At 70.3% G+C, this 11,557-nt stretch carries 10 protein-coding genes; 4 read left to right on the forward strand and 6 right to left on the reverse strand.

The genetic code is table 11. The annotated features are described in order from the left end of the window. The first annotated feature begins 27 nt into the window (after window positions 1-27). Entirely contained in the window at window positions 28-1,404 is a 1,377-nt protein-coding gene (locus K8638_RS37405) for a hypothetical protein (RefSeq protein WP_223759525.1), read from the forward strand. Continuing rightward, window positions 1,401-2,201: a hypothetical protein gene (locus K8638_RS37410; protein WP_223759513.1), complete on the forward strand. Its 801-nt coding sequence runs from the start codon at window positions 1,401-1,403 to the stop codon at window positions 2,199-2,201. The genes K8638_RS37405 and K8638_RS37410 overlap by 4 nt, the downstream gene beginning before the upstream one ends. On the opposite strand, the gene K8638_RS37415 is transcribed toward K8638_RS37410, so the two are convergent. The 6 genes from K8638_RS37415 to K8638_RS37440 are packed head-to-tail and all read right to left on the reverse strand — an operon-like array spanning window position 2,185 to window position 8,819. Then, window positions 2,185-2,895, reverse strand: a complete 711-nt coding sequence (locus K8638_RS37415) for an RNA pseudouridine synthase (protein WP_223759514.1) — start codon at window positions 2,893-2,895, stop codon at window positions 2,185-2,187. The two genes, K8638_RS37410 and K8638_RS37415, sit on opposite strands and share 17 nt — an antisense overlap. Then, window positions 2,892-4,379, reverse strand: coding sequence for a pitrilysin family protein (locus tag K8638_RS37420; protein ID WP_223759515.1), 1,488 nt, complete (start codon window positions 4,377-4,379; stop codon window positions 2,892-2,894). Before K8638_RS37420 ends, K8638_RS37415 begins: the two co-directional genes overlap by 4 nt. A gap of 19 nt (window positions 4,380-4,398) precedes the next feature. Next, the gene (locus tag K8638_RS37425; protein ID WP_223759516.1) at window positions 4,399-5,712 is read right to left on the reverse strand and encodes a pitrilysin family protein; all 1,314 of its coding nucleotides are present in this window, start codon (window positions 5,710-5,712) and stop codon (window positions 4,399-4,401) included. 28 nt (window positions 5,713-5,740) lie between these two features. Next, window positions 5,741-6,406, reverse strand: a complete 666-nt coding sequence (locus K8638_RS37430; RefSeq protein WP_223759517.1) for a response regulator transcription factor — start codon at window positions 6,404-6,406, stop codon at window positions 5,741-5,743. 2 nt (window positions 6,407-6,408) lie between these two features. Further along, window positions 6,409-8,505: a serine/threonine-protein kinase gene (locus K8638_RS37435; protein WP_223759518.1), complete on the reverse strand. Its 2,097-nt coding sequence runs from the start codon at window positions 8,503-8,505 to the stop codon at window positions 6,409-6,411. Continuing rightward, a complete protein-coding gene (locus K8638_RS37440) occupies window positions 8,502-8,819 on the reverse strand; it encodes a hypothetical protein (protein WP_223759519.1) in 318 nt (105 codons plus the stop codon). The genes K8638_RS37435 and K8638_RS37440 overlap by 4 nt, the downstream gene beginning before the upstream one ends. Before the next feature lie 85 nt (window positions 8,820-8,904). On the opposite strand from K8638_RS37440, the gene K8638_RS37445 reads away from it, so the two are divergent. Beyond that, window positions 8,905-10,599 carry an HAD-IG family 5'-nucleotidase gene (locus tag K8638_RS37445; protein WP_223759520.1) on the forward strand — a complete coding sequence of 565 codons (1,695 nt, stop codon included), beginning with the start codon at window positions 8,905-8,907 and terminating at the stop codon, window positions 10,597-10,599. Window positions 10,600-10,778: 179 nt separating this feature from the next. Beyond that, a complete protein-coding gene (locus tag K8638_RS37450) occupies window positions 10,779-11,486 on the forward strand; it encodes a hypothetical protein (RefSeq protein WP_223759521.1) in 708 nt (235 codons plus the stop codon). Window positions 11,487-11,557: the final 71 nt, after the last annotated feature.

Below are 11,557 nucleotides of genomic sequence, written 5' to 3' on the forward strand. Positions count from 1 at the left end.
GTGAAGTCGATGCCACGGCCCGTGAGCATGCGTCCGCTGCCCCTCCTCCTGCTCCTCCTCACCGCTCCGGTGGTGCTCGCGGCCCCGCCGCGGGTGACGGCATCCTGGTCCCCGGAGCGCGTGGTGCTGGGCCAGGACTCACGGGTGACGGTGGAGGTCCACGTCCCCCCGGGCTCCGGTCCCGTGCGCGGAGCCGCCTCGTCGGGCGGCTTCGCCAGCGACCGGGTGGAAGGCGGCGCGGTGCGCACCTTCCAGTGGACGCCCCCTTCCGTGCGCTACCCGCTGGTGGCCGTGCTCGCCTTCTGGGTGGACGACGGCGCACAGCCGCCGGAAGTGGCCGTCCTCCGGATTCCCCTGCTGGGCAAGACGCAACTCGAGGTGTCCACCGCCGCCGGGGCCGACGTGGTGGTGGAGGTGGGCGGCGCCCGCTTCGGCCCGGTGCGGGCCGATGCCCGTGGCAGGGCCCGGGTTCCGGTGGAGGTGCCTCCGGGCGTGCGCGTCGCGCAGGTGCTGGCCGCCCGGAACACGTTGAACACCCACGCGACGATTCGGCTGGACCCTCCCAATGAGGCGCCCCTCGTCGCGGCCCTCACCCCCTCCCCCCTTCCGGCCGGGACGGGAGGCTGGCTGCTGGTGGCCGGCGAGCCGGAGCTCCGCCAGGACGGCCTGGTGCTGTCCGTCGAGGGCGCGAAGCTGTCGCCCGAGGGCGGCGGCCCACCGTCGCGCTATCGCGTCACGCCCGACGCGGACGCCACCACCGTCGCCGTGACGGTGCGGCGGCGCAAGGGGCACCAGGACAAAGCGCGGGCCGCGGCGGACGTGTCCCGGGACGAGGCCTCGCGGGTGGAAGCCTCCTCCGTCCCCGGGGCGAACCCGTCCGCCCTGGCGCCGGCGGCAAGCGCGTGGCGCCCCTCGGTGTTCCTGCTGGCGGGCGGTGCCTTCGCGAGCGGCGCCAACACGGGGCCCACCGGGGCGGTGGGTATATCGCTGGTACCGCCGGGCCGGTGGGAACGGTTCGCGGTGGAGGTGGAGGCGGGCCTGCGCCGCGCAACCCTCGACGGGCGGGTGGAGGTGCTGGGCGCGGTGCGCTCGCGGGTGCTGGCGGTGCCGGTGCTCGCCTCGGTGCGCGCCAGGCTGCTCCGGGGCTCCGCCTTCTCCCTGTACGGGCGAGCAGGAGGTGGAGTGCTGCCTTTCCAGCACGTGCTTGGCAGTGACTTCCAGGAAGACCTGAAAGAGAGCAAGCTGGCGGGGATGGGGTTCCTCTCCTTACAGGGAGCGTACCGGTTCGGCCGCTGGAGCGCGTTGGCGGAGGCGCGGGGCGCGTGGGCCCCCGCGCACACGCCCTGGCTGGATGCGCAGCTCGGCGGGCTGAGCGCGCTCCTGGGAGTGAGGTTCGAGCCATGACTCGTGCCGCCGCGCTGCTCGTCACCCTCCTGCTCTGCGCCTGTGGCGGTGGTGGGGCGCTGCCCGCTCCGGAAATCCTCTCCGTCTCGCCCAACCGGCTCACGCTGCCCGAGGGCACTCCCGCCGCGGACAACAAGAGGACGGTCCGCATCTCCCTCGACGCGGTGATTGCCGTCCACGTGGACTACGGCAAGGAGCAGGTCACCGCGGATGCCGTGCGCGTGTGGATTGGCGCCGAGGAGGCCACGCTGGAGGAAGTGGACCCGGACGGCACCCTGACCGTCGGGGTTCCCGCGTCGCTCGGAGATGGCACGTACGATGTCCGCGTCACCCTGTCGGACGGGCGCGAGGCGGTGAGGACCTCCGCGCTCACCCTCGTCACGGTGGGCGTGCGGACGGGCGGAGAGCCGGGCCCGGACGCCGGCATCCTCATCGAGACGGATGGCGGCGTGCTCCTGGATGGGGGCTCGCCGGTGGAGCCCGGGCCCGGGGACCCGATGCGAATGGGCGACGTCACCGGCTTCGAGCTGACCACCGTGGGAGAGCAGCAACAGGGCGTGCCCTTCCGACTCACCCTCCGCGCCATGGGACCGCGGGCGGTGCACTTCAAGGGCGCCGTGGAGCTGACCATCAACAAGCGCAACGGCAGCGTGAGCCCCTCGAAGCTGGGCCCGTTCGTCAACGGGGTCTGCGAGCATCTCGTCACCGTGGACGCGCACGGTGGCAACGTGAAGCTCACGGTGACGGACGCCTTCGGCGCCCAGGGCACGACCAACGGCTTCAGGGTGAGGCAGTAGCCACCGCGCGGCGGAGCAGCTCGCGGGCGCGCGCCATGTCCGGGGGCAGCGGTGCCTCCACCGCGCGGGCGGGCACGCCGGGCAGCGCGGGCCACTCCACGCGCGCGGCGTGCAGGGGCGTCCGGGCCAGCACCACCGCGTCCCCCTCCCCGCCCAGGTCCTTCTCCGTCAGCGGCTCCTCGCGGCCGTACTGGTGGTCCACGAGCAGCGGGTGCCCCAGGGACAGCAGGTGGACGCGAATCTGATGGGTGCGCCCGGTGAGGGGCTCGGTCTCCACCAGCGTGGCCTTGTCGAACGTCTCCACCGGACGCACCCGCGTGCGGGACGCCTTCGCCTCCGGCTCTCCCGGCCGGGCCACGCGCATGCGTCCCTTGCGCGCGGCCACCAGGGGCGCGTCCACGAGGCGTGGCGCGTCCACCCGGCCCTCCACCAGGGCCAGGTAGCGCTTGCGCACCTTGCCGGACTCGAAGGCGACGGAGAGGGCGCGGTGCACCGCCGCGTCCAGCGCGAAGACGAGGACGCCGGAGGTGTCCCTGTCCAGCCGGTGCACCACGAACACCTTCTGTCCCCGCCCCGACTCCAGGGCGTCGCGCAGCGAGGGGCCGCCGTCGCGCCCGGGGATGACCGGCACCCCGGGCGGCTTGTCCACCACGAGCACGCCCCCGCCCTCGAAGAGGATGCGGGCGTCCGTCACTCGTACTCCGACGCGGGCACCACGGTGATGGGGCCCAGGCCCTTGAGCAGCTTCTTCACGGCTTCGGCCCGGCCCAGCACCACCACGGCGGGCGGCTCCGCGTAGCAGTACTTCTTCGCCGCCGCGGCCACCTGCTTCGGCGTCACCGCGCGCAGCCTGTCGCGGAACTTCTCCACCCAGTCATCGCCCAGCCCGTGCAGGCGCGTGTCGGCGATGCTGCCGGCGATGGACTCGTTCGTCTCCGTGCGCAGCGGGTAGAGGCCGGCGAGGTAGGTCTGCGCGTCCGCCAGCTCGCGAGGCTTGAGGCCCTTCTCGCGGACGCCGCCAATCTCCGCCATCGCCACGTCGATGATTTCCCGGGTGGAGGCCGTCTTGGTGAAGGTGGACAGCACGTAGGCGCCGCCCGCGTTCATCGCGTCGAACCAGGCGCTGACGCCGTAGGTGAGGCCGCGGTTGACGCGAATCTCGTTCATCAGGCGCGAGGTGAAGCCGCCGCCCAGGGCGATGTTCATCGCCGTGGCGGGGAAGTAGTCCTCGTGGCCCATGCGGAAGCCGGGGCCGCCCAGGCGCACCTGGGACTGCGTCTGGTCCGGCTTGTCCACCACCAGCACCCGCCCGGCCCCGGGAATCTTCTTCAGCGGAGGAACCACGGGGGGCGCGTCCGGCCCGCCCTCCCAACCGGCGAAGGCCTCCTCCGCCGCGGCGGCCACGCGCTCCGGCTTCACCGCGCCCACCACCACCAGCATGGCGACCTTCGGGCCCATGCGCTCCTGGTGGAAGCGCACCACGTCGTCGCGGGTGAAGGTGCGCACGGTGCGCGTCGAGCCGCCCACGTCGTGCCCGTACGGGTGGTCACCCCAGAGCGCGCGCACCAGGGCCCGGTCGGCGATGACGGACGGGTCGTCCAGATCATTCGCGAACTGCGCCAGGGCGCGCTCGCGGGCGTCGTCCACCTCGGCCTGCGGGAAGGTGGGCTCGCGCACGAGCTGGCCCAGCACGCCCAGCATCTGGGCGAAGTGCTCGGCCGGGGTGGTGAGGGAGATGGACATCACGTCCTCGCTCACGCCCACGCCGAGGCTGGCGCCGACGAACTCCACCGTCTCGTCGACCTGCTGCGCGCTCAGGCGGCGCGTTCCCCGGCGCAGCAGCCGGGCGGTGAAGTCCGCCAGGCCGTGCTTGCCCTCGGGGTCGGTGGCGCTGCCGGCGCGCAGCACCAGCCGCATGGACACCAGCGGCAGCGGGCCGCGCTCGGCGGCAATCACCTTCAGCCCGCTGGACGTCGTGCTCTCGTGCAGCTCGGGCAGCTTGAGGGCGCTGCTGGACGGGGCCGCCTTGCGGGACGGCGTGGCGGTGCGCCCGGAGGCCGGGGGCTTGCGCGTGGCGCGCTCGAGGGCACGGGCCGGGGCCTTCACGGCGCGGGCCGCGGTGGACTTCAGGGAGGACTTCACGGACGACTTCAGGGAGGGGCTCTTGCGAGAGGCCATAAAGAGTAGGGCTTTCCTTTCAAGCCTCGGACGGCGCGGGCAGCAGCGTCACCACGGAGCGGCGCTCGGGGGCGAAGTACTTCGCGGCCACCGCCTTCACCATGTCGTTGGTGATGGAGGAGTAGGTGGAAGGCAGGGTGAGCAGGCGGCGCCAGTCACCGAGCAGGGCCTCGTAGTGGCCCAGGGCATGGGCGCGGCCGTTGTTGGTGGCCAGCTCGCGCATGTGGTCCGCGCGGAGGTTGTTCTGCGCCTTCTGCAGCTCGCGCTCGGTGACGCCCTCGCGAGCCATCTTCTCCAGCTCCGCGTACAGCGCGGCCTCCACCTTCCGCGGGTCGGAGTCCGGCTTCAGCTCCAGGTAGAAGAGGATGGTGCCCGGGTCGATGCGCCAGCTCCAGTCCAGCATGATGGAGACGGCCAGCTTCTGCTCGTACACGAGCGAGCGCACCAGCCGGCTCCCCTCCCCCTTCGTCAGCACGTACTGGGCCACGTCGAGGGTGAAGGTGTCGTCCTCGCGCGCGGCGGGGCCGCGGAAGCCAATCATCAGCGCGGGCGACTGCGCGGGGTGGCGCACCAGGGCGCGGCGCTCGCCCTTCTGCTCCGGCTCGGCGTCAATCACCTTCACGGGCGCGGGGCCGCGGGGGATGTCGCCGTAGTAGCGGCGCACCAGGGCCAGCGTCTTCTTCGGGTCGATGTCGCCCACGATGTAGAGCACCGCGTTGTTCGGGGCGTAGTACGTGCGGAAGTACTCCTGGCAGTCCTCGCGGGAGATGTTCTCGATGTCCGCCATCCACCCGATGACGGGCCAGCGGTACGGATGCGCCTTGTAGACGAGCGTGCCCAACTCCTCGTCCATGATGCCCGCGATGTCGTTGTCCACGCGGACGCGGCGCTCCTCCTTCACCACCTCGCGCTCGCTGGTCAGCGTCTCCTGGGAGATGCGCAGCGAGCGCATCCGGTCCGACTCCAGGTCGAGCACCGTCTCCAGCGCGTCGGCGGAGAAGTCGTCGTAGTACACCGTCATGTCGTTGGACGTGTACGCGTTGGAGCGGCCGCCGTTGGACTCCAGCGTCTTGTCGAACATCTTGGGGCCGTACTTCTTCGCCCCGTTGAACATCATGTGCTCGAAGAGGTGGCTGATGCCGGTGATGCCGGGCCGCTCGTTGCGGCTGCCCACCTGGAAGAAGGTGTAGAGGCTGACGACGGGCGCCTGGTGATTCGCCAGCAGCCTCACCTGGAGGCCGTTGGAAAGGGTGGCCTCGTGGACGTCGAACAGGGACTCGAGGGCCGGGTCGGCCACGCGAGCAGGGACGTTGAGTTGGGAAGCCTTACGCATAGGGCCCCAACGTATACAGAGGGCGCGGCTATAGATCCACGACACCCGCGCGCAAGGCCATCACCACGGCTTCCACGTGAGAGTTGACCCCCATCTTCCGGTAGATATGTGACAGGTGGGTCCTCACGGTGCGCCGCTCCAGCGTCATCACCTGCCCCACCTCGGCGTTGGACAGGCCCTTGGCCACGTAGCGGAGGACGTCGAACTCGGTGGGGGTGAGACTCCAGGGGTTGTCCGCCTTCTTCTCCGGCGTGGCCGGCTTCGCCTGGACGGACTGGAAGTAGTTCCAGAAGCGGCGGGCGATGATGGGCTCCAGGACGGTGCCGCCCTCCATCACCTCCTGGATGCCGGAGCGGATCTTTTCCGGGCCCACGCGCTTGACGAGGTAGCCGGACGCGCCCGCCTGGATGGCCTCGTACACCTTCTGCTCGTCGTCGAAGGACGTGAGGATGAGGATCTCCACCTCGGGCGCCCGGCGCTTCACCCGCTGGGTGACCTGGATGCCGTTGATGCCCGGCAACTCCAGGTCCAGCAGCACGAGCTGCGGGCGCAACTGGAGGATTTCCTCCACCGCGGCCTCGCCCTCCTGCGCGGTGCCAATGACCTCCAGCTCCGGGAAGGTGCCCAGCACCTTGACCAGGTTCTTGAGGAGCTGCGGTTGATCCTCGACGACGTAGATGCGGGTCCGCTCCATGGTCACCGCCTCGGAACGCTGCTGAAGGAGTCCACCACCACCTTGCGATGCTGGCCCCGGGTGAAGCGCAGCTCCATCTCCTGCGGCTCGCCGGTCGTCACGGAGACCAGCCGGATGAGCCGGGTCCCCGCCTTGATGGGGAAGCGCGTCAGGGGCGTGCGGCGGTTCACCCGCTCCCCGTCGATGTACACCCGCGCGGGCACGTTGGTGGTGATGGTGACATAGGCGCGCTGGGACTTCGGAGGCGCCTTCATCTCGGGCGCGTCCTCTTCCTCGGGCGCGGCGTCGGCCGCGTGGGCCGGCGGGCCGGGCTCCGGCGCCGGAGGGGGCTCGACGGGAGGCGTCGCCGGCACGGGCTCGGCGGGGGGCGGCACCTGGGCCTGGAGTGGCGGGGGGCCGGCGGGCTCCTCGACCGGAGCCTCCGTGCCGCTCTGCCCCCCGAGCTGCCACGCGGCGACGACGAAGCTGAACACCCCCACCAGGGCGATGGCGCCCGCGATGGCGACCATCCGGCCACGCCGGCTGGCGGCGCGGGACAGGTTCTGTTCCTCCGTCATGAGGCGCCGGGAGGCCGCGGCATGGTCGACCCCGGACGGCGGAGGCAGCGCGATGTCGTCGCGCTCTCGCGAAGTCCCCCGGCGCGAGGGGAACGGCTCCGGCAGGGGGCGCGGGCCGCGCTCCTCGGCGGGCTTCGGGCGCCGGGGCCGGACGGTGCGGCGGCCGGAGGTGGAGATGGAGACGGACAGCTCCTCGTCCTCCTCGGACGGGCTGGGCCCGGAGAAGTCCTCCACCACCTTCACGCGCGGGTTGCGGGCGCCGACGCGGGTGGGCTGCTGCCCGCCGCCGGTGCCTCCCTGGGGTACGAGCTGCCGGCGTGGCTTCGGAGGCGCCGCGCCCGGTGGAGCCTCCCAGCCCCGCTCCAGCGGGCCCGCCTGACCGGGGCCGGTGATCTCCCCTTCCCCTACGGCTTCCGGGGGCTGCGAGGGGGCACGGGTGCGCGTGGCGGGAGCAGGCTCGTAGTCCTCGGGGCGGTACTCCTCGAAGGCGGGCTCGGCGGCCTCCTGGGTTTCGGCGCTGGCCTCGTCCTCGGAGAGCGAGCGGCTGAAGGGCGCGCGCTGGATGATGGAGGCCTCGGGCTCCTCGGCGTGCAGGTCGTCCATCTCCGCGCCGGAGATGGGCTCCAGCGTGAAGGGCTCCTTGAAGGGCGCGGGCCCCAGGCTGGCGAGGCTCACCTCGTTGGGGAACAGCTCGCTCACGAAGCGGCGCACGTCGTCCGGCCCGGGCATGCCGCCGCTGGCGGAGAGGAAGTTGCGCAGCGACGAGGCGAACTCGCCGCACGAGCGGAAGCGCCGCTGGGGGGCGGACTCCAGCGCGCGGAGGATGAGCGGATCCAACCGCCCGTTGATGCGCCGGTCCAACCGGCTGGGGGGAGGCAGCGCCTCGCTGCGCCGCGTGGAGACCCCTCCCCCTCCGGCCACCACGGGCTCGCGCTGGGTGAGCAGCTCGTAGGCGATGGCGCCGAGGGAGTAGACGTCGGACTGCTCGGTGTACGCCTCGCCGCGGGCCACCTCCGGGGAGCGGTAGGTGCCACGGCCCCGCCCCGCGAACGAGCGCCGGAGCTGCGGCACCGCCATCAGGGCGCGCAGCGCGCCGAAGTCACAGACGGCGGGTGTGCCGTCCCGGGACAGCACCACGTTGCCCGGCGTGAGGGCGCCGTGGAGGACGCCCGCCTCATGGGCCTGCTGCACGGCCTCCAGGAGCTGGATGACGATGTAGAGGGCCACGGGAGGCGGCAGCACCACCTCCTTGGTGTGGAGGCGCTGCAAGGCGGTGCCCAGGGTGAAGCCGTCCAGGTCCTCCCGGATGACGGCGAGCCGCTGGCGCACGACGCCGATGTCCACCACGTGGAGGATGCCGGGGTGGCGAACGGGCTGGAGGAGGCGCGTCGTCTCGGCGAGGTCGAGGGCGTAGGCCGGGTCCGACGTCTTGGGGTGGAAGAGCTTCACCACCACCTCGCCCGCGGGGAGCTGGAGGCCCTCGTACAGCTCCGCGAGCTCGCCGGACTCGATGCGTCCCGTCAGCCGGTAGGTGGCACTCATCGCTTCTTTCGGGCCGGGCCGCGCCGGGACACGGCGGAGAAGACGAAGCCGCACCAGACGCACGACTCACCGCGTCGGCCAGGCGGCAGCTCCAGCGTACAGCCGGGGCAGCGCGGGCGGGCGCGGGCGGAACGGGCGGGCTCGCTGGCCCGGGTGGAGGGCAGCCGGGCGACGGGCGCCGGGGTGCTGGTGCTCAGGCGGAGCCGGGCCTCCAGACGGCGCACCCGGTCCTCGAGCGCGGCAATCCTGGCGGACAGGCGCGCATGGACCTCCTCGGCACTCTCCGAGGGCTGACGTCGGGCGGGCGAGCGCATTGGGGGTGGAGAGCGTGCCACGCTCACTCGCAAGCCCGCAAGGAGAGAGCCGGGGCGGGACGCGCGTGGTATGTGTTGATGTCCCGTGGCTCCGACTCTCTCTCCCTTCCGTCCCATCCCTGGCGGGCCCTTGCAGGACCCGCTGCACGGGAGCTTCCGTTCCCCTCTCAACCGCGCGCGAGCCGAGGACGCCTCCCGGCGGGCCCATGAGCTGCTGGCCGACGAGGGGCTCACCCGGCTGCTGACGTTGCCACGCGAGCGGCGCGACTTCGTCCCCCGCGCGCGGGAGGTGTTCGTCAACCGCAACCTGCGCATGTCGAGCATCGAGATGGTCGGCTTCGACATGGACTACACGCTGGCCATCTACCACATGCGCCGGCTGGAGCAGCTCTCGTTCGACATGACGTTGGCGAAGCTGGTCAGCGAGTACGGCTATCCGCCGGTAGTGGGCGGCCTGCTCTACGACCACCACTTCGTGATGCGCGGGCTGGCGGTGGACCGGGTGAACGGGAACATCCTGAAGATGGACCGGTTCGGCCACGTGGGGCGCGCGTTCCACGGGCTGCGGCCGCTGAAGCCGGAGGTGTGGCGCGAGCTGTACCGCCACAAGCGGGTGCGGCTGCGCAACCCGCAGTTCGCGTGGAACGACACGCTCTTCGCCTTGCCGGAGACGTGCATGTTCGCGGGCATCATCGAGCTGCTGGAGTCGCTGGGGCAGCGGGTGGATTACGGGAAGCTGTACGACGACATCCGCGAGGCCATCGACACGGTGCACCGGGACAACTCGCTGAAGCGCGAGGTGCGCAAGGACCTGGGGCGGTACGTGTTCCAGGACCCGGAGCTGGGGCCGGCGTTGCACAAGCTGCGCTCGGGCGGGAAGCGGCTGTTCCTGCTGACGAACTCCGCGTGGGACTACACGGACGCGGTGATGAAGTACCTGCTGGACGGGCAGCTCGCGGAGTACCCGAGCTGGAGGAACTACTTCGACGTGGTGGTGACGGCGGCGGGCAAGCCGGGCTTCTTCACGGAGGGGCGGCCGTTCCTGGAGCTGGACGTGTCCACGGAGGCGGGCCCCGCGGTGGGCGAGGCCACGTCGCTGGACCGCGGCAAGGTGTACTCGGGCGGCAACCTGGCCCGGTTCGAGGAGCTGACGGGGTACCGCGGGGAGAACATCCTCTACGTGGGTGACCACATCTACGGCGACATCTTGAAGTCGAAGAAGTCGTCGCTGTGGCGCACGTGCATGGTGGTTCAGGAGATCGAGGACGAGATCATCTACACGGACTCGCGGCAGGTGGAGATTGGCACCCTGTCGCAGGTGGAGGTGGTGCGCGAGCGTCTGGACGACGAGGTGAACCACCACAAGACGCTGCTGAACACGCTGGAGCGCCGGCTGGAGCGCGAGCCGCTGTCGGCGGAGGAGCGGAAGGAAGCGGAGGAGCTGCGGCGGCAGACGAAGGCGGAGCTGGACCGGATGCGCCGGGCGCTGAAGAACGCGAACGACATCGCGGACACGCTGGAGGAGGACGTGGAGGAAGGCTTCAACCCGTACTGGGGGCTGTTGTTCAAGGAGGGCAACGAGAACAGCCGCTTCGGGTACCAGGTGGAGCAGTACGCCTGTCTCTACACGAGCCGCGTGTCGAACTTCCTGCACCACTCGCCCATGCAGTACTACCGCTCACCGCGCGACAAGATGGCGCACGAGCAGGCCGGCGCGCTGTCGGCGCGGCTGTCGCCCATGGGTGGCGAGGGTCCGCCGAAGGGGGCTGGGAAGGACTGATGGCTCATTCAACATGCTCACTGCGCGAGTGACGAGTTTCGCCTGATTGCTTAACATCTGGGACATGGGCTCCACGTATGCCAACGTTAAAGGTGTCGATCTATTTGGGGCGCCGGAAACAAACTCCCTTCCAAAGCACGTCCATTCCTCAATCACTGATTAGTTTGGGGCAGGAACTCATGAGCGAGCACGAGGTGCTCGACATGGGGGGGCACGACCGCTTCTATGCCGCTAGAAAAGCGACATCATTACCAAGTCCTGCCCGTGGCATGTCGCTTCCGCGCGGGTTCGACCGTCAAACCCACAGGAGCATGTCTAAGGACGTGATTGGCAACCTGGGAGAAGGAATCGGAATCGCCGCACTCATGCATTTGGCCGGAGTCAATCCACAAAGGATTGTGCGCGCCAAACGGGCAAGAAACCGCGTCCGCGCAAACCAAGGCCGTCGCATGCCCGACTTCGTAGCAGCCCTTCCAGTTGGCGAAGGCCGCAACAGCATCCACAGGCTCATTGCGCAGATGCAGCCCAGCCTTCCCCGGCGCAACGCTCTAGCGCAGCAAATCTCAGCGTTCCCCGACCGTTTCCCAGTCGAAGCAAAGGCAAGCAGCAGCGGCGTGGGCGGAGGCTACTGGAGCGGCCTTTGGCAGCTTATTGAATACTGGCACACGATTCAGGCCTTCAAGGCCGATCCGGCCACAATTGGCTTCGGCATTCTCTTGTACACAAGCCAATTAACTAGAGAGCACCGCGACCTCAAGATTCATATTTTTTGTCCGCTTCCCAACTCCCCACTAATAGGGAGGCTCCGCACGTTGCCATCCCGGCGGCTGACAGCCACAGATTTTAAGTCTCACTTTGGGAATGGAGCCTGCTTTGTCGGCGACTAGCCCGGATCGATCACGGGTAGAGGGAACACCGCGTAGCGACCGACCGATAAGTGGAGAGTTCTCAAGGCTTT

Source organism: Myxococcus sp. RHSTA-1-4, assembly GCF_020037125.1.
Classification (GTDB): Bacteria; Myxococcota; Myxococcia; order Myxococcales; family Myxococcaceae; genus Myxococcus.

What these genes read in the sequence shown, in the direction of transcription:
- K8638_RS37405 (WP_223759525.1), top strand. Translation starts at nt 28, where the DNA reads ATGCGTCCGCTGCCCCTCCTCCTGCTCCTCCTCACCGCTCCGGTGGTG.
- K8638_RS37410 (WP_223759513.1), top strand. Translation starts at nt 1,401, where the DNA reads ATGACTCGTGCCGCCGCGCTGCTCGTCACCCTCCTGCTCTGCGCCTGT.
- K8638_RS37420 (WP_223759515.1), bottom strand. Translation starts at nt 4,379, where the DNA reads ATGGCCTCTCGCAAGAGCCCCTCCCTGAAGTCGTCCGTGAAGTCCTCC.
- K8638_RS37425 (WP_223759516.1), bottom strand. Translation starts at nt 5,712, where the DNA reads ATGCGTAAGGCTTCCCAACTCAACGTCCCTGCTCGCGTGGCCGACCCG.
- K8638_RS37430 (WP_223759517.1), bottom strand. Translation starts at nt 6,406, where the DNA reads ATGGAGCGGACCCGCATCTACGTCGTCGAGGATCAACCGCAGCTCCTC.
- K8638_RS37435 (WP_223759518.1), bottom strand. Translation starts at nt 8,505, where the DNA reads ATGAGTGCCACCTACCGGCTGACGGGACGCATCGAGTCCGGCGAGCTC.
- K8638_RS37440 (WP_223759519.1), bottom strand. Translation starts at nt 8,819, where the DNA reads ATGCGCTCGCCCGCCCGACGTCAGCCCTCGGAGAGTGCCGAGGAGGTC.
- K8638_RS37450 (WP_223759521.1), top strand. Translation starts at nt 10,779, where the DNA reads ATGAGCGAGCACGAGGTGCTCGACATGGGGGGGCACGACCGCTTCTAT.